Origin of the sequence: Aeromicrobium senzhongii, from assembly GCF_014334735.1 — a bacterium.
Taxonomy (GTDB): domain Bacteria; phylum Actinomycetota; class Actinomycetes; order Propionibacteriales; family Nocardioidaceae; genus Aeromicrobium; species Aeromicrobium senzhongii.
The window spans coordinates 521,477-547,020 of record NZ_CP060587.1 but is presented as its reverse complement, the minus strand read 5'-3'; the positions used below and the strand labels follow the sequence as shown (position 1 = coordinate 547,020).

The following is a 25,544-nucleotide window of genomic DNA, read 5'->3' as shown; positions in this document are numbered from 1 at the left end:
ACACTCAGCGGGTCAGGGTGAACGCATCCAGGGTCGAGCCGACCTTCGCCGAGGGCTTGGCGCCCTTGCCCCGGTGGCCGACGACCGCGCGCACCGAGAGCTTCGACGGCGTCACCGTCACCACCTGGTAGGTCGACGTCCGGTACGCCGCCTTCACCCGGGTCGCACCGGCGCGCTTCCAGTCCTTCGCGGAGGAGCCGTAGTACTTCGGGCCGCTGACGGAGGTCAGGTAGGTGACGCCCGCCTTGCGGCCACGGGCGTAGGAGTGATCGTGACCCGACAGGACGAGGTCCGCGTCGTACCGCTCCATCGCCGGCAGGAACCAGCGGCGCATCTCGGAGTTCTTGCGGTCGCCGACCGAGGCGAAGGGACCGGAGTGCATGAGGACGATCGACCACGCCCGCGGGTTCGTCCGCAACGCGTCCGCCAGGAAGGCCGACTGGCGTTTGAGGTCCTTGCCGAAGCTGTCCAGGACGATGATCCGGGCGGGCCCTCGGTCGACGAAGAACCACGTCCGCCGCTGCTCGGGGTAACCGTTCGAGGGGAACTGGAAGTAGGAGCGGAAGCCACGCCCCTCCCCCGAGCGGCAGGAGGACTTGAGCTTGCACTGCTCGTGGTTGCCGATCGACGAGATCCAGTTGCTCCGCTGCCCCGACGGCGTCAGCGCACGGGCCAGCTCACTCCACTCTCGGCCCACCCACGGCTTGTTCACCACGTCGCCGGCCTGCAACAGCAGCCCGGCCTCGGGGTAGCGCTGGGTGGCTCGGTCGATGATCCGCTCCGGGACACCGTCGTTGTCGATCTGGGTGTCGCCGAATTGCAGGAGCCGGAACGACTGGTTCGCACCTCCGGCCGTCGTGAAGGTGCGCCACGCCGATCTGAACCCGGAGCCCACGATCCGGTAGCGGTAGCGCGTCGACGGCGCGAGCCCGCTCAGCCGGACGTAGTACCGGTACTGACGGCTGCCGGCCGTGCGGGTGGTCGTGCCGAGCTTGCGTCGCGCGGGCACGGACAGCGTCGTGCCGTCGGGGGCGACGGCCACGACCCGCTGGCCCGAGGTCGCCGACCGACGGCTCCACGACACGTACTGCGACCTCGCCGGGTCGGAGGTCGGCGTCAGCAGGATGCGGCTCACGCCGGAGCTCGCGGCGCCGGCTGGAGCCGGCGGCGACAGCACGGAGATCGCCAGTACCGCCGCGACCAGCCCGATCATGGTGCGCATACCTCCACGCTAAGCCGAATACGGCGCGGCGTCACCGGGGAAAGCGGCCCAGTACCGTGGAGTCGTGCGCATGCGGATCGATCTGGCCTATGACGGAACCGAGTTCAGGGGCTGGGCGACCCAGCCGGGACTGCGAACGGTCCAGGGCGAGATCGAGTCCGCCCTCGCCACCGTGCTGCGCCTGCCCGAGCCTCCGCGCCTGACCTGCGCGGGCCGGACCGACGCGGGCGTCCACGCCCGCGGCCAGGTCGCCCACGTCGACGTCGACACCCACCCGGGCGTGCTGGAGCGGCGTCTGCGCCGCATCGTTCCCGGCGACATCCGGATCGTGCGCGTGACCGAGGCGCCCGAGCACTTCGACGCCCGCTTCGCGGCGATCGAGCGGCGCTACGTCTACCGGATGACCGACCACCCGGCCGGCCCCGACCCGCTGCAGCGCCGCATGGTCGCCGCGATGCCGAAGCCGCTGGACGTCGAGCTCATGAACGAGGCGGCCCAGCACCTGCTCGGCGAGCACGACTTCGCCTCGTTCTGCAAGCAGCGCGAGGGCGCCACGACGATCCGCAACCTGCTGACCCTGCGCACCATGCGCGGCGGCGAGACCATCGCCACCACGGTGCGCGCCGACGCGTTCTGCCACTCGATGGTCCGCTCGCTGATGGGCTGCCTCGTGGCCGTCGGCGAGCGCCGCTTCCCGCCGGAGTTCGCCGCCGAGATCCTGGCCGGCGAGGTCCGCGACCCCCGGGTCAAGGTCATGCCCGCGCACGGCCTGGTGCTGGAGGAGGTCGTCTATCCCGCCGACGACCAGCTGGCCGCGCGGGTCGAGCAGGCGCGGCGACGCCGGGACGAGTGATGGCCCGCCTGCTCAGCGCGGGGATCCTCCTGCACCGGGTGCGCGACGGCCGCCGCCAGGTGCTGCTGGGGCATCTGGGCGGACCCTTCTGGGCCCGGCGCCACGAGCAGGCCTGGTCCATCCCCAAGGGCGTGCTCGAGGCCGGTGAGGACGCCCGCGACGCCGCCGCTCGTGAGTTCCTCGAGGAGCTCGGCGTGCCCGTTCCCGAGGGTCCGTGGGTCGATCTGGGCACCGTGCGCCAGTCCAAGAAGGACGTCCGGGTGTGGGCCGTCGAGGCCGATCTCGACCCCGCGTCCGTCGTGCCCGGCACGTTCGACCTCGAGTGGCCGCCCGGCTCGGGCACGACCCAGGCCTTCCCCGAGCTCGACCGGGTCGAGTGGTTCGGCCTCGACGAGGCCGCCGAGGTCATCGTCGCGGCGCAAACGACGTTCCTCGAACGTCTGCCCGTCGTGCCAGACTGACGTCATGGATGCGGCGACGACGTGGACCGACATCGAGGCCTTCCTGCTGGGGTTCCCCGACACCGAGGCCAGTACGTCGTGGGGCATGCCCGGGGTCAAGACCGGCGGGCGACTCGTGGCCTGGTGGCGCGACCGTGACGACTCCCCCGGCTGCGTCGCGATCAAGGTCGACCGCGACGAGGCCGAGGCCCTGATCCAGGACGCCGCCACGCCGTTCCACACCAACGACCACCTGCGCGACCGCTCGCCCAACGTCGTCCTGTTCCGCCCGGGCGAGATCGATCCGGTCGAGCTGCGCGAGCTGCTGACCGACGCCTGGCGCGTCACGGCCACGCCGTCCGTGCTGGCCGCCTGGACCGCCGAGAACGAGCCCGACGCGTGAGCCACTACTTCGACGCCACGCCCCGCACCGACGACGAGCGCCGCACCGTCACGGTCGAGGTCTGGGGCAACCGCCGCGAGTACGTGACCTCCACCGGGGTGTTCTCCGGTGGCTCGCTGGACAAGGCCACCGCGATCCTGCTCTCCGAGAGCACCCCGCCCCCGGTCGGCTCGGTCGTGCTCGACCTCGGCTGCGGCTGGGGTCCGATCGCCTGCTCGCTGGCCGAGGCCGGCAGCACCGTGTGGGCCGTCGACGTCAACGAGCGCGCGCTCGAGCTCATGGCGCAGAACGCGGCCGGGCTCGACGTGCACCCGGCGCTGCCCGACCAGGTTCCGTCCGGCCTGCGGTTCGACGCGATCTGGTCCAATCCTCCGATCCGCATCGGCAAGGACGCCCTGCACGAGCTGCTGCTGACCTGGTTGCCTCGGCTCAAGACCGAGGGCGAGGCGCGTCTGGTCGTGGGCAAGAACCTCGGCGCCGACACCCTGCAACGCTGGCTCGTCGACCAGGGCTACCCCACCGAGCGGGTCGCCAGCAGCAAGGGCTTCCGGGTGCTGTCGGCCCGTCGTCCCTGACCGGCGTCACGGACGGGGCCGCCCCGGACCCATCCGCTCGACGATGCCGGTGTCGTGCGTGGCGTCGACGAACTCGGGCTCGTCGAGCACCCGCGCCAGGAACTCCAGGTTGCAGCCCGGTCCTTCGACGACGGTCGACGCCACCGCCTCGCGTGCCCGCGCCAGGGCTTGCGCCCGGGTCGGCGCCGTGACCACGATCTTGGCCAGCAGCGGGTCGAAGAACGGGGTCACGGTGTTGCCCTCGCGGTACCCCGCGTCCACCCGGATCCCCTCGCCCGACGGCATCCGCCACGCGGTGATCGTGCCGGGCCGGGGCAGGAACCGCTGGGAGTCCTCAGCGTAGAGCCGCAGCTCCAGCGCGTGCCCGCGCGGCTCGACGTGGTACGAGGGCACGGTTGAGTCGCCGGCGGCGATCGCCAGCTGCCACGCGACGAGGTCGACGCCGTGGACCAGCTCGGTGACCGGGTGCTCGACCTGCAGGCGCGTGTTCATCTCGAGGAAGTAGGACTCCCCCGAATCGAGGTCGTGGATGAACTCGACCGTTCCCGCGCCGACGTACCCGACGGCCTCGGCGAGGGCCGCCGCCTGCTCGAGCAGCGCGGCGCGCGCCGCGGGCTGCAGGGCCGGGGACGGGCTCTCCTCGACGACCTTCTGGTGCCGGCGCTGCACCGAGCAGTCCCGCTCGGACAGGGCGATGGCCCGGCCGTCGGGCAGGCCCATGACCTGGACCTCGACGTGGCGCGAGCGCTCGATGAAGCGCTCGACGATGACCCGCTCGTCACCGAACACCGACGCGGCGCGGCCGGTCACCGAGGTGAACGCCCGCTCGAGCCCGTCGGGGTCACGGACGACCGCCATCCCGATCCCGCCGCCGCCGGCGACGGCCTTCAGCATCACGGGATAGCCGGCGATCTCGGCCGCCCGCGCGGCGTCCGCCGGCGACGCCACCGCTCCGTCGGAGCCGGCGGCGACCGCCAGACCGGCCTTCACGGCCGCGGTCCGGGCGCCGGCCTTGTCGCCCATCGACTCGATGACGTCGGCCGACGGGCCGACGAACGTCATGCCCGCCGCCTCGACCGCGCGGGCGAACCGGGAGTTCTCGGACAGAAAGCCGTAGCCGGGATGCACATGCTCGGCACCGACCGCCCGCGCGGCCGAGACCATCGCCTCGACGTCGCCGAAGTTCCGTGGCCCGGTCAGCCCGACGGTGACGTCGGCCGAGGTCACGTAGGGCAGGTCGGCGTCCACCTCGGGATGGGCGACGGCCCCGACGTACCCCAGCTCCTGCACGGTGCGCAGGATCCGGGCGGCGATCTCGCCGCGGTTGGCGATGAAGACCGTGGTCATGGCGTCACTTCCGCTTCGGGTCGAGCAGGCGCTGGATCTCGTCGCCGATGATGTTGAACGAGAACACGGTCGCGGCGATCGCGATGCCCGGGATGAAGATCTGCATCGGCGCCTGGTCCAGGAACGTGTACGCCCGCGACAGCACCGCGCCCCACGAGGCCGTGGGCGGCTGGACCCCCAGCTGCAGGAAGCTCAGGCTCGCCTCGGCGATCAGGGCGAAGCCCATCAGCACCGCCACCTGCACGAGCACGGGCTGGATGATGTTCGGCAGGACGTGCGGCAGGACCATCCGCCGCAGCCCGCGGGCGCCGAAGGACTTCGCGGCCTCGATGTAGGTCTCGGACCGGATCGCCATCGTCTGGGCGCGGGCCAGTCGCAGGATCGCGGGCGACATCACGATGCCGACCGAGATCATGGCCGTCGTGATGTCGGGCCCCATCGTGGCGGTGATACCGATCGCCAGCACGATCGCGGGGAACGACATGACCGCGTCGACGACGCGCATCACGACCAGGTCGGTCGGACCGCCGAGCCACCCGGCGGCGATGCCCAGCGGCAGGCCGATCACCACCGAGATCGCGACCGCCAGCAGGGCCGCCAGCACCGAGACCCGGGTCCCGACCAGCATCCGGCTGAACACGTCGCGACCCAGGTCGTCGGTGCCGAGCCAGTGCTCGCCGCTCATGGGCAGCAAGATCGCGTCGAGGTCCTGCTTGTTCGGCGCATACGGCGCCAGCGCGTCGGCGAACACCACCACCAGGGCGACGACGAGCAGGATCACATAGCTGGTCCACACCGAGACCCGGCCCGCCCGGCGGCGAGTGGTCGTGGGCTGGACGCGTGCGGCAACGGCGGACATCAGGAGATCCTCGGATCGAGCAGTCGGTACGAGACGTCGACGATCAGGTTCGTCAACAGGACGATCACCGCGGCCACGAAGACCACCGCCTGGATCACGCCGTAGTCGCGCTGGTTGGTCGCCTCGACCGCGAGCGAGCCGATGCCGGACAGTCCGAAGACCGCCTCGACGACGACGGCGCCGCCGATCAGGCGCGACACCTGCAGGCCCACGATCGTGGCGAACGGCAGGCTGGAGTTCTTCAACGCGTGCTTCCACACGATGTTGCGGGTCGACAGTCCCTTCGCCCGGTGCGTGCGGACGTAGTCGGTCGAGAGGCTCTCGACCATCGCGCTGCGGACCTGCCGGCAGATCTCGGCACCGCCGACCAGGCCCAGCGCCAGCGCCGGCAGCACCATGCCGCGGATCGCCTGGCCGAAGCCGGCCTCGAAGCTGACGCCGCCCGGACCGGGGAACCAGCCGAGTGTCAGCGCGAACACGATGATGAGCATCATGCCGAGCCAGAAGTTGGGGATCGCGATGCCGGCGGTGGCCGCCGTCGTGAGGAACCGGTCGAAGCTCGTGTCGACCTTCTGGGCGGCCCAGACGCCCGCGGGCAGGCCGATCAGGACCGCGACGGCCAGAGCCATGGTCGTCAGCACGAGAGTCACGGGCAGCCGCTGCAGGACCAGCGCGGTGATGGACTCGCCGGTCTGGAACGAGGTGCCCAGGTCGCCGGTGAACGCATTGCCGATCCAGGTCAGGTACTGCATCACGAGCGACTGGTCCAGGCCCAGCTCCTCGCGGATGCGGGCGAGGTTCTCGGGGGTGGCGTAGTCGCCCGCGATCGCGACGGCGGGGTCGCCGGGGATCAGCCGTTGCAGCAGGAAGACGATCAAGGTCGCCAGGATGAGCGTCGGGACGGCCGAGAGCAGGCACGTCCCGACCACGCGCAGGATCCTCATGACGCCGTCCTTCCGGCCGTCGCTCCGTAGAGCTCGTCCACGCGCAGGCAGGCCGACCAGTGGCCCGGCATGACCTCCAGGAGCTCGGGCTTCTCCTGGCGGCAGCCCTCCTGCGCGAACTGGCAGCGGGTGTTGAACCGGCAGCCCGGCGGGGGCGACACAGGGCTGGGGATGTCGCCCTTCAGCACGATCCGCCGGCCCGCGGAGGAGTCGTGCACGAGCGGCTGCGCCGAGAGGAGCGCTTCGCTGTAGGGGTGGCGGCTGCGACCGACGAGCGACTCGGTGGTCGCGTTCTCGACGATGTTGCCCAGGTACATGACGCTGATCCGGTCGGCGAGGTAGCTGACGACGGACAGGTCGTGGCTGATGAACAAGATGGTCAGCTCGTACTCGGCCTTCAGGTCCTGCAGCAGGTTGAGGATCTCGGCCTGCAGCGCGACGTCGAGTGCCGCCACGGACTCGTCGCACATCAGGAGCTTGGGGTCGGTCACCAGCGCCCGGGCGATGTTGGCGCGCTGCTTCTGGCCGCCGCTGAGCTGGTGCGGATACCGCTTGAGCATCTGCGTGGGCAGGCCGACGTCCTCGAGCGCCTTGGCGGCGATGTCCTCGCGCCCGCGCTTGTCGCCGCGACCCATGACGTCCAGCGGCTCGCGGACGCTCTGCAAGATGGTGCGCCGCGGGTCCAGTGCGCTGTGCGGATCCTGGAACACCATCTGGACCGACTGGTTGAACTCCCGGCGCTGCTTGGCGTTGAAGCGCGAGACGTCCTCGCCCCGCCAGCGCACCGTGCCGCCACTGACGGGCGCCAGGCCCATCGCGGCACGGGCCACCGTGGACTTGCCCGAGCCGCTCTCGCCGATCAGGCCGAGGGTCTCGCCCTCGCGCAGCTCGAGGCTCACGCCGTCGACCGCGGTCACGTGCCGGCGACCTCCGATGGGGAACCGCACCGAGACGTCCTCGAGGGACAGCAATGCAGTCATGAGGCGACTCCTTCGAAGTCGAGTTCGTGTGAGCGGATGCAGCGGACCTCGCGTGCGTCCGAGAGCGGCAGCAGCTGCTGCGGCAGGGCGCACTCGTCGGCGGCGAAGGGGCACCGCGGACGGAACACGCACCCCTCCACCACCGATCCGGGCGGCGGCACGCGACCGGGGATCGTCGCGAGCCGACCGCCGCGCGACTCCGGCGACGGCAGTGCCGCCAGCAGACCCGCGGTGTAGGGGTGACCCGGCGAGGCCAGCACCGAGGCGACCGGGCCGCGCTCGACGATCCGGCCCGCGTACATCGTGATCATCCGGTCGCACGTCTCGGAGACGACGCCCAGGTCGTGGGTCACGAAGAGCACCGCCATGCCGCGCTCCTTCGCCAGGGACTTGATCAGGTCGAGCAGCTGAGCCTGGATCGTCACGTCGACGGCGGTGGTGGGCTCGTCCGCGATGAGCAGCTTCGGGTCGCAGGCCAGCGCGATCGCGATCATGACGCGCTGGCGCATGCCGCCGGAGAGCTCGTGCGGGTACGCGCGCATGCGCGCCTTCGGATCGGAGATGCCGACCGCATCGAGCAGCGAGAGGGACTCGGTGCGGGCCTGGGCCTTGCCCATCCCCCGCCGGACCCGCAGGGTCTCGATGAGCTGGTAGCCCACCGTGAACACGGGGTCCAGCGCCGTCATCGGCTCCTGGAAGACCATGGCCATGGGGACGTCACGACGCGCGGTTCTGCGCTCGCCCTTCTCGTCCCACAGCGGCGTTCCGTCCAGGACCGCCCGGCCCTCGATCCGCGAGGATCGCGGATCGAGCAGGCCCATCAGGGCCAGGGAGGTGACGGTCTTGCCACTTCCGCTCTCGCCGACGAGTCCCACGATCTCGCCCGGCTCGATCGTCAGATCGACGTCGTACAGGGCTTGGACCTGGTTCTCGTGCTGACCGAAGTGGACCTGCAGTCCTTCGACCGTGAGCAGTGGCATGACCGTCACCTCCTGTTGGCCTCGGCTCAGCCGAGGCTGACCCCGATGAACTTCGGCTTGCCGAGCAGGTTGCCCTCGAAGCCCTTGACGTCGTCGCCCAGTCCGACGAGCGAGTCGCCGAACACCAGCGGCAGCCACGGCGTGTCGGCGAAGACCGCCTCGGCGGCAGCGTCGAGTCCGGGCTTGCGCGCCTGCGGCTCGGTCGAGACGTCGGCCTGGCCGAGCGCCTTCTCCAGACCGGGTGTGCCCTCGTCCGAGGTGTTGAAGTAGCCCTCGCCCGAGAACATCAGGCGGTAGCTCATCGCGGGGTCGGGACGACCGGTCCACTGCGACAGCAGGGCAGGCGCCTTGCGGTCGTTGAAGTAGTCGTTCGTCGCCTGGACGATCTCGAGCGGGCGCAGGTTCACCGTCACACCGACCGCCGCCCACTGCTCCTTGAGGATCTCGGCCACGCGGATCGTCGCGGAGTCGGCGTTGGCGATCATGTCGAACGACAGGTCGCTCTTGCCGGCCTGCGCGAGCAGCTGCTTCGCCCGGTCGGGGTCGTACTCGGACTTCACCGAGGCCGGCGGCGCGGCCCAGTAGTCCCCGCCGGGGACGATGCCGTCGGCGATGACGCCCCGGCCGAAGTAGCCGCTCTTGAGCAGTGCCTCACGGTTGATCGCGAGCGACAGCGCCTTGCGGACGTCGGGATCGCTGAGCTCGGGCGCCGCCTTGTTCAGGTAGACCTGGTTGAGGTTCACGCGCGGCGACGCGTCGAGCGAGACGTTGTCGGCCTTGTCGAGCGCGTCGCTGTCGGACGGCGAGATCTCCATCGCGACGTCCTGCTGACCGGAGCGCAGCGAGGTCACCCGGGTCTTCGGCTCGGGGATGATGTTGAAGTCGATCGCGGAGACGCGCTCGGCGTCGGTGTCCCAGTAGTCGGCGAACTTCGTGACCTTGAGGACGCTGCCGCGCTTCCACTCCTTGAACTTCCAGCCACCGGCGCCGACGGGCTTGGTGCTGAGGTCGCCGCTGGCGGCCTCGGCGGCCTTCGGCGAGACCATCATGCCCGCGCGGTCCGCGAGCACGAGCAGCAGCGAGGCGTCCGCAGCCTTGAGGTGGTAGGTCACCGTGAGCTCGTCGTCCGCGGTGACCTTCTCGACAGACGCCAGGTCGGCCTGGATGTTCGAGCCCTCGCCCAGCGCGCGCTCGGCGTTGTAGACGACCGCCTCGGCGTCGAGCGGCTCGCCGTCGTGGAACGTCAGGCCCTCGCGCAGCTTGAGCGTCAGCTCCGTCGGCGACTTCTGCTCCCACGACTCGGCCAGGCCGGGCTCGGGCTCGAGGCCCGTCGAGTAGGAGACGAGCGTGTCGTAGAGCGGGTAGAGCAGCACGTGGTCCGTGCCCGCGTTGCCGCGGATCGGGTCGAGCGACGAGGCGTCGGACGCCGCCGCCACACGCAGGGCCCGGTCGGAGTCGCCGGACCCGCCGCCGCCACCGCAGGCGGCGAGCACAGTGAGGAGCACCGCCGAGGCGGCGGCCCCCCATCGGGATCGAATGGTCATGATGCCTGCCCTTCCGTCCACTGCTTGCGCAGCTTGTACTTCTCGATCTTGTTGGTGGGGGTCCGGGGGATCCGGTCCACCGGGATCACGTCACGCGGCCGCATGAACTTCGGCATCGTGTCGAGACAGTGCTGGTCGATCGCGGTGCGATCGAAGTCGTGCCCGTCGGCCACCTCGACGAACGCCACGACGTCGTCCTCGTCGCCGTCGGCACCTGGAACCGCGATGACCGCGGCCAGGGCGATCGAGGGGTGCTTCACGAGCAGCTCCTCGATGTGGAATCCGGAGATGTTCTCGCCGCGGACGCGGATGCGGTCGCCCAGGCGGTCGATGTAGACGAAGACGCCGTCCTCGTCGCGCAGCGCCGCGTCGCCGGTGTGGAACCACAGGTTGCGCCAGGCCTTGACGGTCGCCTCGGGCTTGGCCAGGTACTCGTCGTGGACGAGTGACGGGACGCGGGGGCGCAGCGCCAGCTGGCCGACGACGCCGTCGGGGCAGATCCGGTCGCGGTCGTCGAGGATCGCCACCTCGAGGAACGGCGTCGGCGTGCCCATGATGCCCTTCGGCATGGGGTCGGCGCCCCGCCGGACGAGCAGGCCGTGCTCCTCGAAGATCTCGTGCAGCCGGGCGTGGGAGAGGCCGCGGTAGAGGTCGTCCGGGGTGCCCTCCCCCGGGTCGGTCTGCCGCGTCAGCGTCACCAGCGGGTTGCCGGACTCGGACTGCCCGAAGCCCGAGGTCACAAAGTCGATGCCGAACCGCAGCGCGAATTCGTGGTGGTTGGCCGGCAGTGGCTGCATGTGCACCTTGTTCAGCGGGTTGCGGCGGTCGTCGTCGGACGGCTCGGCGTTGAGCAGCCACGGCGTCATGACGTCGAGCAGCACCGCCGTCGTGCACCCGCCGTCGCGCACGCGGCGCCAGAACTCGCTCGGGCTGAAGCGGTCCCACAGGCTGACCGACGCGCCGGACCACAGCGCGCGCACGACGTTGAAGTGCGCTCCACCGACGTGGTACATCGGCAGGTCGTTGTAGACCACGTCGTCGGGGGTGAGCATCTTGCGACCGACCCAGCAGTAGCCGTTGATCCACCGGTGCGACTGCACGACGCCCTTGGAGGGGCCGGTCGTCCCGGAGGTGTAGATGACGTTGGCGGGGTCGTCGAACTGCACCCGCACCGACGGCCGCTCGGCCGGTCGCAGCAGGTCGCCGAGCTCGCCGTCGCGCAGCCCGTCGAGCACGACGACGCGCGGCGAGCACTCGAGCTGGGCGTCGATCTGGTCGATCCGCTCGCGCAGGGCCCGGTCGACGAACAGCACGGCGGGGCGGGTGTCGTCGAGCTGGTAGGCCAGCAGGTCGCCGCCGTACTGGAAGTTGACGGGCGCGTACACGGCCCCGGCCTTCCACAGCCCGTACATCAGCACGGTCGCGACGAGCGGGTTGGTCGTGAGCAGGCTGACCCGGTCCCCCGGGCCGACCCCGAGTCGCCCGAGGTTGCCGGCGACGTGGTCGGTCAGGGTGCCGAACTCGGCGTACGTCAGCGTCTCGCCGGTCTCGCCGTACACGACGGCCCGGCGGTCGGGCGCGTGCGCCACGTGGTGGTCCAAGGCGTCCACGGCGGTCGCGAAGTCGAACTCCAGGAGCTGCTCCAGCTCGGCCCCGGAGAGGTGTGCTGCGGTCATGTCACGGCCTCGTCCCGAAGGAGGGCGGCCCGACGAGCTCGGGGACCACGCGGTAGGCGTCGTGGACCCACCGGACGAGCACCTCGCGGGTGGACCGGGGGTCGATCAGGTCCTGGACGCCGTAGCGCTCGGCAGTCCGGAACGGCGAGCGTGCGACCTCGAGCCGGGCATGGATCTGCGCCATGAGGGCCTCGGGGTCGTCGGACGCCTCCAGGTCGGCGCGGTAGGCCGCTTCGACGCCGCCCTCGACGGGCAGCGAGCCCCAGTCGCCCGAGGGCCAGGCCCACTGCCGGCTGAACCGGTGGCGGTTGATCTGGCCCGCGCCGCCGACGCCGAAGACCCGGCGGACGATGACCTCGGCCATGGGCACCCGGGCCTGGTACGCCGCGACGACGGCACGGGCGCCGCGACGGATCGAGGCCGACTTCTCGGCCTGCAGACCGATCATCATCCCGGCCTGGTCGGTGAGGCTGACGATCGGCAGGTGGAAGGTCTCGCACAGGTCGATCAGCCGGGTGAGGGCGTCGGCGCCGTTGGGCGTCATGGTCGCGCCCTTGTACGGATCCGTGGCGACGACGCCGACCGGGTGGCCGTCGAGGCGGGCCAGCCCGGTGTAGACCGAGGCCCCGTATCCCGCGTACTCGAAGTTCGAACCGGCGTCGAAGACCGCGTCGAGGATCGTCCGCAGGCGGTACGGCTGGCGGCGGTTCCGCGGGACGACGTCGGCCAGCGCGTCGGCCGAGCCCGCAGGCTCCGCTCCGGCGACGACCGGCGGGACGTCGTGGACGCTGGCCGGCAGGTAGGACAGGAAGTCGCGCACGGCCTGCAGCGCCGCCTTCTCGTCGGGGACGATGCGGTCGATCGCGCCACTGCGGCGGTGCACGTCGGCTCCGCCGAGCTCCTCCTTGGTGAGGTGCTCGCCCGTCGCGTGCTTCACGACCGGCGGGCCGGCGACGAACATCTGCGCCACCTGCTCGATCAGGACGCTGAAGTGGCTCATCGCGACCCGGCCGGCGCCCAGCCCGGCGACGGGCCCCATGCACGCGGCCACGACCGGCACGACCGAGAGGTTCTCGACGACGGCGTCCCAGCCCGGGTTGGCCGGCACGTAGGTGTAGCCCGCGTCCTCGACCATCCGGACGCTGCCACCGCCGCCGGTGCCCTCGACCAGGCGCACGAGCGGGACGCGCATCGCCGCGGCGAGGCGCTCGGAGTCGACCTGCTTGGCCATGATCGACGCGTCGGCCGCGCCGCCGCGGATGGTGAAGTCGTCGGCACCGAGCGCGACCCGGCGGCCGTCGATCTCGCCGAGGCCGAAGAGGAAGTTCGCCGGCATCACGGACACGGTGGTGCCGTCCTCGGAGACCGTCGCGAAGCCCGCGAGCGCGCCGATCTCCTCGAAGCTGTCGGCGTCGAGCAGGTCGAGGATGCGCTCCCGCACGGTGCTGCGACCGGTCGCGTGCTGACGGCGGATCTTCTCCTCGCCGCCGAGCAGCTCGGCCCACCCGCGTCGGCGGGCGATCTCCTCGATCTCGTCGGACCACACGTGGCTCACTGGTGCCCTTTCCGTCTCCAGCGAGGCGGCGGGCGCCACGCTGACCGAAGAATCTAAGCGAACGCTTAGGTCCTGCAAGCAGCCAACTTAGGTGATCGGCGTCACACGGCGCAAGAGGAAACTGAAACCAATTTCATCTCCGATGAAACACCGCCGCCCGAGCCGTCAGAGCGGCTCGGGCGGCGTGCGAGACGGTGCGGTCAGTCGGCGAGGCGTGCGACGACGGCACCCTCAGCGACCATTTCACCCTCGGATACCAGCAACTCCTGAACCTCGCCAGCGCGCGGCGCGACCACGGGGATCTCCATCTTCATCGACTCGAGCACGAGCAGGGGCTGGTCCTGCTCGACGCGGTCCCCCACCGCGACCTCGAGCTTGAACACCGAGGCCGACAATTCGGCGCGCACATCGGTCATGACACGGTCCTTCCCATTCGACGATTCGCAGATGGCGGCTAAGCATACGCTTATGCTGGATCCCGGAACGTCGCCGCGAGCACCCAGCCGCCCAGACGGGACGGAGCAGGACGATGACGAAGACCCCTCACCCCCGGACCGACTGCGAGCTGCCGCGGGCGCTCGTCGTCGATCGCGAGCACGCCGAGCGACGGCTCGAGGACTTCTGGCGCGAGCGCGCCACCGGCGCGTCGCGCAAGGTGCTCTGCGGCGCCACCCTGGCGTTCGTCGACCGGGGCTACCACGGCGCCTCGACCCGCGAGATCGCCGCTCGGTCCGGCATGAGTCCCGCCGCGGTCTACATCCATTTCGCGTCCAAGCAGGAGCTCTTCCATCGCATCGCCCTGGACGGGCACGTCGCATCCACGGGCGCGTTCAGCGACGCGGCCCGCCAAGGCGCCGACCCGCTGACGCAGCTGCGGCTCGGCGTCGCCTCGTTCGCCACCTGGAACGCCGAGATGAACCTGCTCTCGCGCTCGATCGAGTACGAGGTCCGGCTGCACCGAGGGCCCGAGTTCGCCGACGTCTGGACCCTGCGGCGGGGCGTCGAGGAGCACGTGCTGCAGATCCTGCGCGCGGGGTGCGACGAGGGCGTCTTCCGGATCGCCGACGTGGAGTGGACCAAGATCATGATCCTCTCGGCCTGCGTCGACGTCGCCCGCTGGTACCGGCACGGCTCGAGCCGGACCCCGACCTCCATCGGGTTCCAGTACGCCGAGCTGGCGACCACCCTCGCGGGAGCCACGCCGCTGTCCCGCTGAGGGGTGTTGACACGAACGTCAAAGTCGGCTTCACTCGTTGACACCAACGTCAATGAGACGGCCGTCACACGCGTGTCCGGCCGTCCCCTGCACCTGCGGAGGCACACCGGCCCATGACGAGTCACCAGAACCTGGACGAGTACCTGACCGAGGTCCGCCGGCTCCAGTCGGCAGCCCGGCCCGCTGGCATCCCGGACGAGGTGGTCTACCCGGCCGGCGAGATCACGATCCCGGCCCACGTCTCGCACTGGGCCTGCGAACGACCCGACACCCTCGCCCTCGCGATGGGCGACACCCGGTACACGTACCGCGAGCTCGACGAGGCCCATCGTCGCGTGGCCACCTGGATGTCCCAGCACGGCGTCGGACGCGGTGACCGCGTGGCGATCTACCTGGGCAACTCCACCGAGTTCGCCATCGCCTTCCTGGCCGTGCTGCGGCTGGGCGCCGTGCACGTGCCCGTCAACCCCATGTTCCAGCCGGCCGAGCTCGCCTACGAGCTGCTCGACAGCGAGCCCGTCCTCGTCGTGACGACGAGCCGGCTGGCCGAGGTGCTGGACGCCTGCTCCGACCGCGTGCCGGCGATCCCGGTCCTGCTCGTCGACGGCGACGGCGAGTTCAGCTGGGACGCCGCGTCGAGCGCCGACCCGTACCCGGGCGACGACGGCGACCTCGACTCGCTGGCGGCCCTGAACTACACCGGCGGCACGACCGGCATGCCCAAGGGCTGCCGGCACAGCCAGCGGCACATGCTCTACACCGTCGCCAGCGCCGCCACCGCGACCGCCATGCCGTACGACGGCAGCTACGTCTCGCTGTGCTACCTGCCGATCTTCTGGATCGCCGGCGAGGACCTGGGCATCCTCATCCCGTTCGTCCTCGGCGGCACCAGCATCCTGATGCCGCGCTGGGACGCCGCCCAGGCCGTCGAGGCGATCGAGCGCCACCGGGTCACGTTGATGACCGGCACGGTCGAGAACTACCTCGAGCTGATGGAGACCCAGGACCTGTCCCAGCACGACCTCAGCTCGCTGGTCGACCCGCAGGCCGTGTCGTTCGTCCGCAAGATGACGCCCGAGGTGCGCCGTCGCTGGGCCGAGAGCGTCCCGGGCTCCGTGCTGCGCGAGTCGTCGTACGGGATGACCGAGACGCACACGATCGACTGTGTCCCCTACGGCTTCGCCGAGGACGACTACGACCTGCTCTCCGAGCCCGTCTTCTGCGGGGTGCCCGTGCCCGGCACCGACATCGCCATCGTCGAGCTCGGCACGCAGCGTCCCGTCCCGCTGGGCGAGGTCGGCGAGATCATCGTGCGCAGCCCTTCCGTCACGGACGGCTACTGGCGCAACGAGGAGGCCACGCGCGAGCAGCTGGTCGACGGCTGGATCCACACCGGCGACAACGGCCGCATCGACGAGCGGGGCTTCCTGCACTACCTCGGCCGGCGCAAGGAGATGATCAAGGTCAACGGCATGAGCGTCTTCCCCGCCGACGTCGAGATGCTGCTCGCCCAGCACCCGGCCGTCGACTCGGTCGCGGTCGTCCCCACCGACGACCCCGACACCGGCCAGCGCCCGGTCGCCTTCGTGGTGCCGCGGCCGGACAGCGACGTCACGGCCGCCGAGCTCGTCACGTGGGCCCGGGCCAACATGGCCACCTACAAGGTGCCGCTCGTCTCGGTCCTGGGATCGCTGCCCATGACGGCGACGGGCAAGGTCCGCAAGAACGAGCTGGCCGAGGACGCCGCATCGCTGAACGCCGGCGCCCACGCGTGAGCACGCTCCCCACGGTGGCCCAGCTCGACGAGCTGGGCACCCTGCTCGTCCGCCCTGCGCCGGCGCGCTTCGAGGACATGAACGGCCATGTCAACGTGCGCGGCCACTACGACCTGCACATGGACGGCGCCGAGGTCGCCTTCAAGAGCGCCCTGGGCCTCGACGAGTCATACGTGGTCCGCGTCGGGCAGAGCTCGTTCAGCCTGGCCCACCACCTGCAGTTCCACCACGAGGTCCTGGTGGGGCACGAGGTCTCGGTGCACCTGAGGTTCCTCGGTCGCGGTCCCAAGACGATGCACGCGGTGACGATCCTGGCCAACCGCACGACGGGCCAGGTCGCCAGCACCCTGGAGTTCGTCGAGGCCTATGTCGACCTCACCACCCGCCGCACCACCCCGCTCGCGCCCGCCGTGGCGGCGCGCGTCGACGCGGCACTGGAGCACCACGTGACGCTGGACTGGACCCTGCCGCCCAGCCATCAGCTGGGCACCTCACGGCCCGGATGACCCGCCCGCCGGGTCAGTGGCCGAGGCAGGCCATCCAGATGCGGTGCATCTCCTCGACCGCGACCTCGGGGGTCGTGGCCCCGGACACGACCAAGGGCGCATACCGGTCGTTCATGCCGGCGCCCATGTAGCCGAGCGCCTCCGGGTCGGCGACCGGCGAGACGCGTCCGGCGCGTGCCTGCTGGCGCACGTAACCGGCGGTGCGGTGGACCGCCTCGCGCTGGATCTCGAGCCACAGGTCGCGGATCGCGTCGTCCGCGACCGCCTGGTGGTTGAGCACCGTCATGAGCGCCAGGTTCTCGACCGTGGCCTCCAGCGTCGTGGCGATCGTGCGCCGCAGCACGCCCTCGACGTCGTCGCGGTCGACGCCGCTCAGGTCCTGGGCCCGGACGAAGCGATCCCGGACCTGCTCCGCCAGGACGGCGAAGACCTGCTCCTTCGACGCGAAGTACACGTAGAACGTCGCGCGACTGACGCCGGCGCGGCGGGTGATCTCGGCGATCGTCGTGGCACCGTAGCCCAGCTCCTCGAAGGCCGAGCGCGCGGCGGCGACCAACTCGCGGTGGCGTTCGGCGTCCGCACGGTCACGGTCCTCGCGCACCGACCAGCCCTGTGTCATGGGGGTCAGCCTAGCCAGATCATTGACACCTGTGTCAACAGTGGCCAAGATGGGCATTGACACCACTGTCAATGCCAGGAGAGCCCATGAAGGTCCTGATCGCCAACCGCGGCGAGATCGCCGTCCGGATCGAGCGTGCGGTGGAGGCGCTGGGCTGGACGCCGCAGCGGGTCCACACGTCCGACGAGGCCGCCGGCGCCGGCAGCGACAGCTGGCTGCTCCCCCAATCCGGCGTCGCGGGTTACCTCGACGTCGAGGGCATCGTGGCGGCCGCCGTCCTGAGCGGATCGGACCTCGTGCACCCGGGCTACGGCTTCCTCAGCGAGAGCGCCGAGCTGGCCGCTGCGTGCGAGAAGTCCGGCGTCGGCTTCGTCGGGCCCGAGCCGCGCATCCTGGAGCTGTTCGGCGACAAGGGCCTGGCGCGCGAGCATGCCGTCACCCACGGCGTTCCTGTGCTCGACGCGACCGGCCGCGACGCCTCGCTCGCCGAGGTCGCCGCCCTGCTCGAGCGCCACCCCTCCGGCATCATGATCAAGGCCGTCTCCGGTGGCGGCGGGCGCGGCATGCGTCCCGTGACCGACCCCGCGGATCTCGCCGAAGCGTACGAGCGGTGCCGCTCCGAGGCCGAGCGGGCCTTCGGCAACCCTGCGGTCTACGCCGAGCGGCTCCTCGCCAGCGCCAAGCACATCGAGGTCCAGGTGCTCGGCGACGGCTCGGGCGTCGTCACGCTCGGCGAGCGCGAGTGCTCGGTCCAGCGGCGACACCAGAAGGTGATCGAGGTGGCCCCCAGCCCGTCGCTGACCGATGCCCACCGGCACCAGCTGACCACGTGGGCCAAGGACCTCGTCGCTCCCCTGGGCTACCGCGGCCTGGCCACGGTCGAGTTCCTCGTCAACGCCGACCTGCTGCGCCGCGGCGGCCCACTCGACGCCGTGTTCATCGAGGTCAACCCCCGGCTCCAGGTCGAGCACACCGTCACCGAGGAGGTCACCGGGACCGACCTCGTGCGTGCCCAGCTGCTCGTCGCGGCCGGCCACGGGCTCGACGAGGCGGGTGTGCCGACCGACGTGCAGCCCCGTCCGGGCGTCGTCGCGATCCAGTCGCGCGTCAACGCCGAGGAGGTCGTCGGCGGCACGGTCGTCTCCACCACCGGCACCGTCACCGGCTTCTCGGCCCCCGACGGTGTCCGGGTCGACACCGGCATCTCGGTCGGGACCGTCGCCGACGGCACCTTCGACTCGCTTCTCGCGAAGGTCGTGACCGTCACCGAGGGCGACCACGCGGCGGCCTGCGCCGACGCCGACGCGGCGGTCGCCGCCCTGCGGATCGAGGGCGTGCGGACCAACGTCCCGCTGCTGCACGAGCTGTTCGCGCACGACGCCGTCCGCAGTGGCGAGGTCACCACGGCGTGGCTCGACCGCCTCCTGGCCGAGCGGGCCGACGCCGAGCGCACCACCGAGGAGTCCGACACCGTGTCCTCGGTCATGAGCGGCACCGTGCTGGCCGTTTCGGTCGAGCCCGGTGACACCGTCGGACCGAAGACGCCGCTCGCGACCCTCGAGTCGATGAAGATGGAGCACCCGATCACCGCCGGGTTCGCCGGCACCGTCACCGAGGTGCTGGTCGCGGTCGGTGAGCAGGTGGCGGCCGGCCAGCCGATCGCCGTGGTCACACCCGACGACACCGTCGACCACCAGCACGCCGAGGACGCGGAGGTCGACCTCGACCACGTCCGTCCCGACCTGGCCGAACTGCGTGAGCGGATCGCCCGCACCCGCGACGCCGCCCGGACCACCGCCGTCGCGAAACGGCACGCCCGCGGTCACCTCACGGCGCGCGAGTGGATCGACCTGCTCGTGGACGAGGGCACCTTCACCGAGTACGGCTCGCTGACGGTCGCCGCCCAGCGGCAGCGCCGCAGCCTCGACGACCTCATGGACAACACTCCCGCCGACGGCATCATCACCGGCCTCGGCACGATCAACGGCACCGACGACGCCGCGAACCGCTGCGCCGTGCTCGCCTACGACTACACCGTCCTCGCCGGCACGCAGGGCTACTTCAACCACAAGAAGACCGACCGCCTGCTGGAGCTGGCGCGCGACCGGAAACTGCCGGTCGTCCTCTTCGCCGAGGGCGGCGGAGGTCGCCCCGGCGACACCGACACGGCCGACCTGATGGCCGCCGGACTCAACGTGCGGACGTTCTCGACGATGGGTTCGCTCAGCGGCGTGGTCCCGACCATCGGCATCCTGACCGGACGCTGCTTCGCCGGCAACGCGGCTCTCCTGGGCTGTTGTGACGTCATCATCGCGACCGAGGACGCCAACCTCGGCATGGCCGGTCCCGCGATGATCGAGGGCGGCGGACTGGGCGTCTTCACCCCCGAGCAGATCGGCCCGATGTCGGTCCAGGCCCCGAACGGCGTGGTCGACATCGTCGTCGCCGACGACGCCGAGGCGATCGAGGTCGCGCAGCGCTACCTGTCCTACTTCCAGGGCGGCCGCCGGACGTGGACCGCCGCCGACCAGCGGCGGCTGCGCCACGCCATCGGCGAGAACCGCAAGCAGGTCTACGACATCCGCCGGGTGATCGAGGACCTCGTCGACACCGACAGCGTGCTCGAGCTGCGCCGCGAGTTCGGCGTGGGCGCCATCACCGCCCTCGTGCGGATCGAGGGGCGTCCGTACGGGCTCGTCGCGAACAACCCCGCGCACCTCGGCGGAGCGATCGACGCGGACGCCGCCGACAAGATGGCCCGGTTCCTGCAGCTGTGCGACGCTCACGGACTCCCGGTCGTGTCACTGTGTGACACCCCGGGCTTCATGGTCGGGCCGGACGCCGAGCAGACCGCCACGGTCCGCCACTTCAGCCGGCTCTTCGTCATCTCGTCGCACCTCACGGTGCCGCTCACGACGATCGTCCTGCGCAAGGCGTACGGCCTGGGCGCCCAGGCGATGGCCGCCGGCGGCTTCGCCCAGACGACGGCGACCCTCTCCTGGCCGACCGGCGAGATCGGCGGTATGGGCCTCGAGGGCGCGGTCCGGCTCGGCTTCTCCAAGGAGCTGGCCGCGATCGAGGACGAACAGGCCCGCGCCGAGCGCTACGAGGAGCTCGTCGCCCAGCACTACGAGGCCGGCAAGGCGATCAACGGTGCGATGAAGCTCGAGCTCGACGAGGTCATCGACCCCGCCGACACCCGCCGCTGGATCGTGGCGACCCTCGGCGACTGGCAGGGCGAGGGGTCGCACCGCTACGTCGACACCTGGTGACCGCCTGAGCGGCTACGCGAGCCGCTCGATCGTGGTCACGACGCTCGTCACCGAGGGCCTCGTCGGCGTGCTCGAGAAGCCGAAGCGGCACGGCGGGTCGACCGGGGCGAGCGTCCCGAGGCCCGCCCCTCGCCAGGTCCCGGCGATGGCGTCCACCGCGACGACCGACGTCGCGCCGTACCACTCGCGGCGGTCGTTGCCGGCCGTCCCGCGGGTCCGCACGCCGCGCATGACGACGCGCGCGATCGGGTCGATCGCACCGCACCACGCGGGTGCGGTCGCGACTCGCTTCGGGACGAGTCCGAGCAGCGCGCCGAGCGGAGTGCGGCCTCCGGTCACGAGCCGGAGCGACAGCGAGGGCGTCGAGACCTGCCACCCGTCGGCCGTGTCCGTCACGGACACGGGCTCGATGACGTGCTCGTCGAACGCGTAGGTCGCCGCGACGAAGTCCCGCACCCGATCGGACGGCGCCAGCAGGACGCGATGTCCGGTGGGGTCCTCGAGCATCACGTCGGCGAACGCACCCCACGGCGAGGAGTCCCAACGCCCGACGACCACCCGGATGCCGCTCGTGCTGCCGACGCCGGCGATCCGGCCCACGAAGCGCTCCCTGATCCGACCGGCGTCCACGGATCCATCCTGCCCGTCGGCGCCAGCGACTGTCCGTGCCGAGCGGCAGGATGGGGGCATGTTGCTCGCCGAGCTCGTCGCCACCTCGTCCGAGGTTGCCGCCACCCGCTCGCGGAAGGCGAAGGTCGCGCTGCTCGCGGAGCTGCTGCGCCGGACCGAGCCTGACGAGCTCGCGGTCGTCGTGTCCTACCTCGGCGGTGCGCTGCGCCAGCGACGCACCGGCTTGGGCTGGCGGGGCGTGAGCGCGACGGTCCCGCCGGCCGACGAGCCATCGCTCAGCGTCCTCGAGGTCGACGTGGCGTTCGAGGCGATGTCCCGGTTGTCCGGACCCGGGTCGCAGGGCGCGCGCCAGCAGGCCGTCACCGAGTTGTTCGGGCGCGCCACCGGCACCGAGCAGGCGTGGCTGCGCGCGATCGTCACCGGCAACCTCCGCCAGGGCGCGCTCGACGCCGTCACGCAGGAGGCGGTTGCGCAGGTCGCCGAGGTCCCGGTGGCCACCGTCCGCCGAGCGGCGATGCTCGCCGGCAGCACGGTCGCCGCGGCCGCAGCCGCCTTCGAGGGAGGGGAGGCACTGGCCGCGATCGGTCTCGAGGTCGGCCGGCCGGTCATGCCGATGCTGGCCTCCAGCGCGCCCGACGTGGCCGCCGCGATGGCCGGCCTCTCCCCCGACGGCCGCACCGAGGTCGCCGTCGACGCCAAGCTCGACGGGATCCGCATCCAGGTCCACCGCGACGGCGACGCGGTGCTCGTGGTCACCCGAAGCCTCGACGACATCACCGCGCGGTTGCCCGAGGTGGTGGAGGTCGCCCGGTCCTTGCCGGCCACCCGGTTCGTGCTCGACGGCGAGGCGCTCGCGCTCTCCGACGACGGCCGCCCGCTGGCCTTCCAGGACACCGCCAGCCGCACCGCCCAGGCCGTCGGTGTCGCGATCACGCCGCACTTCTTCGACGTGCTCCACGTCGACGGCCGCGACCTGCTGGACTCCCCCGGCCACGAGCGTCTCGCCGCCCTCGACGCGCTCGTGCCCGAGCCGCACCGGGTCCGACGCCTCGTCACCTCCGACGTCGAGGCCGCGGACGCCTTCGCCGCCGAGACCGTCGCCGCCGGCCACGAAGGCGTGGTCCTCAAGGACCTCTCCGCTCCCTACGCGGCCGGCCGGCGCGGCGCGGCCTGGGTCAAGGTCAAGCCGGTGCACACCCTCGACCTGGTCGTCCTCGCCGTCGAATGGGGCTCCGGCCGGCGCCGGGGCTGGCTGTCCAACATCCACCTCGGCGCCCGCGACGAGTCCTCCCCCACCGGGTTCGTGATGCTCGGCAAGACGTTCAAGGGCATGACCGACGAGATGCTCGCCTGGCAGACCGAGCGCTTCCTCGCCCTCGAGACCCACCGCGAGGGACACGTCGTCCACGTGCGACCCGAGCAGGTCGTCGAGATCGCCTTCGACGGGCTCCAGCGCTCGACCCGCTACCCCGGCGGACTGGCACTGCGCTTCGCCCGCGTCGTCCGCTACCGCGACGACAAGCAGCCGGCCGAGGCCGACACGATCGAGACGGTCCGCTCGCTCGCCAGCGCCTGAGGACGACAACAGCCCCACCGGAGGGGGGATCCGGTGGGGCTGCTGGCTCGTGGGCGTCAGCCCGCGTTGCGGATGCTGCGCAGGTTCACGACGCGGTAGCCCGCGTCGAAGGTGAGTCCCTTGCTGAAGTAGTTCGCCACGGGGATCATCAGCGGGACGAAGTCCACCCGCTCCAGCAGCGCGGCCTCGGCCTCGCCCCAGAGCTTGCAGCGCTCATCACCCTCCACCCGCGAGAGCTGGTCCTTGACCATCGCGTCGAACGTGTCGTTGTCGACGCGCCCCCAGTTCAGCGCGCCACCCTCGCCGTAGACCGAGCTCATCTTCGTGGCCATGGGGAAGGGCGTGCGGATCGCGGTCTGGTACGGGTAGACGATCATGTCCCAGTTCTCGTTCTCACCGTAGATCGTGCCCGCCGCCTGGGCCTGCGTGCCGCTGGTGATGTTGACCTTGACGCCCAGCTGGCGCACTGCGTCGGCCAGGTACTCCGGTCCGGAGTTCTGGACGTCGTAGCCCAGCATCTCGATCGTCAGCTCCTTGCCGCCCGGGCCGTACCCGGCCGCCTTGAGCTCCGCCTTCGCCCGGTCCAGGTCGAACTCCGGCGTGAACTTCTCGTTCTCCGGCGTGTAGCAGTTCATGTCCGGCGTGATGAACGTCCGGGTCGGCTCGCCCAGACCGAACGAGGCGGCCTTCGTGAACCCCTCCGGGTCGACGGCGTGCGCGATGGCGCGGCGCAGGCGCTCGTCGGCGAACGGGCGCCCCTTGCGCTCGTTGAACGAGATGGCGTCGGCGCCGTACGCCTTGCCCTGGATCGGCTCGTTGTCCTTCACCAGCCGCTCGTTGTCGCGGCCGAGGATCGCGGCGATGTCCGTGGCGCCGGTCTCGAAGAGGTTGGCGCGGGTGGAGTCCGACGTCACGACGCGCATCGTGATCTTCGCCGGCACCTCCTCATCGCCGAGAGCCGGCGAGTCCCAGGCCTCGAGCACGTACTCGTCACCGCGCTTCATCGACGCGATCTTGTACGGGCCCGACCCCTGCGGTGCGGTGCCGAGGCCTTCGACGTCCTTCAGCCCCTTCGGGCAGACGACGAACGCGTTGGTCATCGACTCCAGCATGTCCGCGTGCGGCTGGTTGACCTCGATCGTCAGGGTGTCGGCCTCGTCGTCACCGACGATCGACTTGGCTCCACCGGGTCCGAAGAGGCGCCCCGTGAACGGCGACCCGGACTTCGGATCGGCGAGCCGCTGCATGTTCTTGGCGACGTCCGACGGCAGCAGGTCCGAGCCGTCGCTGCACTTCAGGTCGGGGCGCAGGGTGAAGACGACCTTCGTGGGCGTGACGTCCCACTTCGTGGCCATCGCCGGGGCGACGCCGCCGGTCTTGCGGTCTTGGCGGACCGGGGTGTCGTAGAGCGCCTCGAACAGCTGCATCGAGCCCTGGTCGGACGAGGAGATCGCCGGATCGAAGGTGTCGATGTCGTTCCGCAGGTCCATGACGAGGCTCTCGGGCACCGCTCCGGCCGCTCCGTTCGAGCCCTTCGCCTCGCCTCCGCAGGCGCTCAGGGCCATCACCGCGGCGGTCCCGAGCACCACCGCTGCACTGGTTCTTGCCATCGTCGTTCTCCTCCAAGGGGCTGTGATCGTGCTCACACGTTCGCCCCATCTTGAAGGACTAGGCGGCTGGAGTCAATATTGAGTTCAACTTTAGAAAAGCCCTCCCGATCTCCTTCGTGGGGAGACCGGGAGGGCTGGGTACAGCGGCGTCAGCGGGCGTGGGTGACGCCCCCGTCGACGGTGATGGTCGAGCCCACCACGTAGTCGCCCGACCGCGCGGCGAGGTAGATGGCTGCCGCGGCCATGTCCTCGGGGTCGCCGATGCGGCCCGCGGGGATCTCGGCCTTGATCTCGTCGCCGCGATCGCGCGCGTCCTTGTTCATGTTCGAGGCGAACGCGCCCGGCGCGATGCCGCTGACGGCGATCCGGTCCTCGATCAGGCGGATGGCCATCCGGCGGGTCAGCTGGATCACGCCGGCCTTGCTCGCGTGGTAGGAGTACGTCTCCTGCGGGTTCAGGCTGATCCCGTCGATCGACGCGATGTTGATGACCTTCGCCAGGTGATCGCCCGACGCGGCGACGAGGTCCGACTTCAGCGCCTTCGTGAGGAAGAACAGCGACTTCACGTTGAGGTCCATGACCTTGTCCCAGCCGGACTCGGGGAACTCGTCGAACGGGGCTCCCCAGGCGGCACCGGCGTTGTTGACCAGGATGTCCAGGCTCGACTCGTGCTCGCGGTAGCGGGCGACCAGGTCGTTGATGCCGTCGAGGGTCGAGACGTCGGCCGGCAGCGAGACGCACTGGCCGTACTGCGAGAGCTCCTCGGCCGTCGCGTCGCACGCCTCGGCCTTGCGGGCCGAGATGTAGACGCGCGCGCCCTGGCTCAGGAAGCCCTCCGCGATCATCTTGCCGATGCCGCGCGAGCCGCCGGTGATGAGGGCCGAGCGGCCTTCGAGACTGAACAGTGCATTCGTGTCCATGGTGGTCCTTACTTCTGTGGAGGTGGAGTCGGTCGTGGTCGA

Annotated in this window: 23 protein-coding genes; 9 read left to right on the top strand and 14 right to left on the bottom strand. The window is 71.0% G+C overall.

Translation table 11 applies throughout. From position 1 onward, the window contains the following. Positions 1-4: 4 nt before the first annotated feature. Positions 5-1,222: a purple acid phosphatase family protein gene (locus tag H9L21_RS02770; protein ID WP_154595783.1), complete on the bottom strand. Its 1,218-nt coding sequence runs from the start codon at positions 1,220-1,222 to the stop codon at positions 5-7. 64 nt (positions 1,223-1,286) lie between these two features. On the opposite strand from H9L21_RS02770, the gene truA reads away from it, so the two are divergent. Genes truA through H9L21_RS02750 form a run of 4 tightly spaced genes read left to right on the top strand, consistent with a single transcriptional unit; the run spans position 1,287 to position 3,493 of the window. Further along, positions 1,287-2,075: a tRNA pseudouridine(38-40) synthase TruA gene (gene truA / locus H9L21_RS02765; protein ID WP_222865832.1), complete on the top strand. Its 789-nt coding sequence runs from the start codon at positions 1,287-1,289 to the stop codon at positions 2,073-2,075. Further along, positions 2,075-2,536, top strand: coding sequence for an NUDIX hydrolase (locus H9L21_RS02760; RefSeq protein ID WP_154595784.1), 462 nt, complete (start codon positions 2,075-2,077; stop codon positions 2,534-2,536). Before truA ends, H9L21_RS02760 begins: the two co-directional genes overlap by 1 nt. 4 nt (positions 2,537-2,540) lie before the next feature. Beyond that, a complete protein-coding gene (locus H9L21_RS02755) occupies positions 2,541-2,918 on the top strand; it encodes an MmcQ/YjbR family DNA-binding protein (RefSeq protein ID WP_154595785.1) in 378 nt (125 codons plus the stop codon). Then, positions 2,915-3,493 carry a class I SAM-dependent methyltransferase gene (locus tag H9L21_RS02750; RefSeq protein WP_187411733.1) on the top strand — a complete coding sequence of 193 codons (579 nt, stop codon included), beginning with the start codon at positions 2,915-2,917 and terminating at the stop codon, positions 3,491-3,493. Before H9L21_RS02755 ends, H9L21_RS02750 begins: the two co-directional genes overlap by 4 nt. Before the next feature lie 6 nt (positions 3,494-3,499). Here the strand turns inward: H9L21_RS02750 and H9L21_RS02745 are convergent, their stop codons facing one another. The 9 genes from H9L21_RS02745 to H9L21_RS02705 all read right to left on the bottom strand — a co-directional run bounded on the left by H9L21_RS02745 (position 3,500) and on the right by H9L21_RS02705 (position 13,794). After that, on the bottom strand, positions 3,500-4,840 hold the full coding sequence (locus H9L21_RS02745; protein ID WP_154595787.1) for an acetyl-CoA carboxylase biotin carboxylase subunit: 1,341 nt from the start codon (positions 4,838-4,840) through the stop codon (positions 3,500-3,502). 4 nt (positions 4,841-4,844) lie between these two features. After that, complete coding sequence (locus H9L21_RS02740) at positions 4,845-5,699, bottom strand: ABC transporter permease (RefSeq protein WP_154595788.1); 855 nt, start codon at positions 5,697-5,699, stop codon at positions 4,845-4,847. Continuing rightward, positions 5,699-6,643 (bottom strand): ABC transporter permease, encoded by a 945-nt coding sequence (locus H9L21_RS02735; RefSeq protein ID WP_154595789.1) that lies wholly within the window; start codon positions 6,641-6,643, stop codon positions 5,699-5,701. The genes H9L21_RS02740 and H9L21_RS02735 overlap by 1 nt, the downstream gene beginning before the upstream one ends. Beyond that, the gene (locus H9L21_RS02730; RefSeq protein WP_154595790.1) at positions 6,640-7,623 is read right to left on the bottom strand and encodes an ABC transporter ATP-binding protein; all 984 of its coding nucleotides are present in this window, start codon (positions 7,621-7,623) and stop codon (positions 6,640-6,642) included. Before H9L21_RS02730 ends, H9L21_RS02735 begins: the two co-directional genes overlap by 4 nt. Continuing rightward, positions 7,620-8,603 carry an ABC transporter ATP-binding protein gene (locus H9L21_RS02725; RefSeq protein ID WP_154595791.1) on the bottom strand — a complete coding sequence of 328 codons (984 nt, stop codon included), beginning with the start codon at positions 8,601-8,603 and terminating at the stop codon, positions 7,620-7,622. Before H9L21_RS02725 ends, H9L21_RS02730 begins: the two co-directional genes overlap by 4 nt. Positions 8,604-8,629: 26 nt before the next feature. After that, entirely contained in the window at positions 8,630-10,147 is a 1,518-nt protein-coding gene (locus H9L21_RS02720) for an ABC transporter substrate-binding protein (protein ID WP_154595792.1), read from the bottom strand. Next, entirely contained in the window at positions 10,144-11,823 is a 1,680-nt protein-coding gene (locus H9L21_RS02715; RefSeq protein ID WP_154595793.1) for a class I adenylate-forming enzyme family protein, read from the bottom strand. The genes H9L21_RS02720 and H9L21_RS02715 overlap by 4 nt, the downstream gene beginning before the upstream one ends. A gap of 1 nt (position 11,824) precedes the next feature. Continuing rightward, entirely contained in the window at positions 11,825-13,378 is a 1,554-nt protein-coding gene (locus H9L21_RS02710; protein WP_222865831.1) for an acyl-CoA carboxylase subunit beta, read from the bottom strand. 200 nt (positions 13,379-13,578) lie between these two features. Continuing rightward, positions 13,579-13,794, bottom strand: a complete 216-nt coding sequence (locus tag H9L21_RS02705; protein WP_154595795.1) for a biotin/lipoyl-binding carrier protein — start codon at positions 13,792-13,794, stop codon at positions 13,579-13,581. A gap of 113 nt (positions 13,795-13,907) precedes the next feature. Here H9L21_RS02705 and H9L21_RS02700 point away from each other — a divergent pair, with 113 nt between their 5' ends. The 3 genes from H9L21_RS02700 to H9L21_RS02690 all read left to right on the top strand — a co-directional run bounded on the left by H9L21_RS02700 (position 13,908) and on the right by H9L21_RS02690 (position 16,875). Continuing rightward, positions 13,908-14,594, top strand: coding sequence for a TetR/AcrR family transcriptional regulator (locus H9L21_RS02700; RefSeq protein WP_154595796.1), 687 nt, complete (start codon positions 13,908-13,910; stop codon positions 14,592-14,594). 113 nt (positions 14,595-14,707) lie between these two features. Beyond that, positions 14,708-16,369, top strand: coding sequence for an AMP-binding protein (locus H9L21_RS02695; RefSeq protein ID WP_154595797.1), 1,662 nt, complete (start codon positions 14,708-14,710; stop codon positions 16,367-16,369). After that, positions 16,366-16,875: a thioesterase family protein gene (locus H9L21_RS02690; RefSeq protein ID WP_154595798.1), complete on the top strand. Its 510-nt coding sequence runs from the start codon at positions 16,366-16,368 to the stop codon at positions 16,873-16,875. The genes H9L21_RS02695 and H9L21_RS02690 overlap by 4 nt, the downstream gene beginning before the upstream one ends. A gap of 13 nt (positions 16,876-16,888) precedes the next feature. Here the strand turns inward: H9L21_RS02690 and H9L21_RS02685 are convergent, their stop codons facing one another. Continuing rightward, positions 16,889-17,494: a TetR/AcrR family transcriptional regulator gene (locus H9L21_RS02685; protein ID WP_187411732.1), complete on the bottom strand. Its 606-nt coding sequence runs from the start codon at positions 17,492-17,494 to the stop codon at positions 16,889-16,891. An 86-nt stretch (positions 17,495-17,580) separates the two neighbouring features. Here H9L21_RS02685 and H9L21_RS02680 point away from each other — a divergent pair, with 86 nt between their 5' ends. Continuing rightward, positions 17,581-20,766, top strand: coding sequence for an acetyl-CoA carboxylase family protein (locus tag H9L21_RS02680; RefSeq protein WP_222865830.1), 3,186 nt, complete (start codon positions 17,581-17,583; stop codon positions 20,764-20,766). A 12-nt stretch (positions 20,767-20,778) separates the two neighbouring features. On the opposite strand, the gene H9L21_RS02675 is transcribed toward H9L21_RS02680, so the two are convergent. Continuing rightward, positions 20,779-21,396, bottom strand: a complete 618-nt coding sequence (locus tag H9L21_RS02675; RefSeq protein ID WP_222865829.1) for a hypothetical protein — start codon at positions 21,394-21,396, stop codon at positions 20,779-20,781. 58 nt (positions 21,397-21,454) lie between these two features. Between H9L21_RS02675 and H9L21_RS02670 the strand changes: the two genes are divergently transcribed. Then, entirely contained in the window at positions 21,455-22,972 is a 1,518-nt protein-coding gene (locus tag H9L21_RS02670) for an ATP-dependent DNA ligase (RefSeq protein WP_154595801.1), read from the top strand. Between the two features lie 56 nt (positions 22,973-23,028). Here the strand turns inward: H9L21_RS02670 and H9L21_RS02665 are convergent, their stop codons facing one another. Both H9L21_RS02665 and H9L21_RS02660 read right to left on the bottom strand, forming a co-directional pair. Then, positions 23,029-24,582: an ABC transporter substrate-binding protein gene (locus H9L21_RS02665; RefSeq protein ID WP_154595802.1), complete on the bottom strand. Its 1,554-nt coding sequence runs from the start codon at positions 24,580-24,582 to the stop codon at positions 23,029-23,031. 149 nt (positions 24,583-24,731) lie between these two features. Then, the gene (locus tag H9L21_RS02660) at positions 24,732-25,502 is read right to left on the bottom strand and encodes an SDR family oxidoreductase (RefSeq protein WP_154595803.1); all 771 of its coding nucleotides are present in this window, start codon (positions 25,500-25,502) and stop codon (positions 24,732-24,734) included. Positions 25,503-25,544 lie beyond the last annotated feature (42 nt).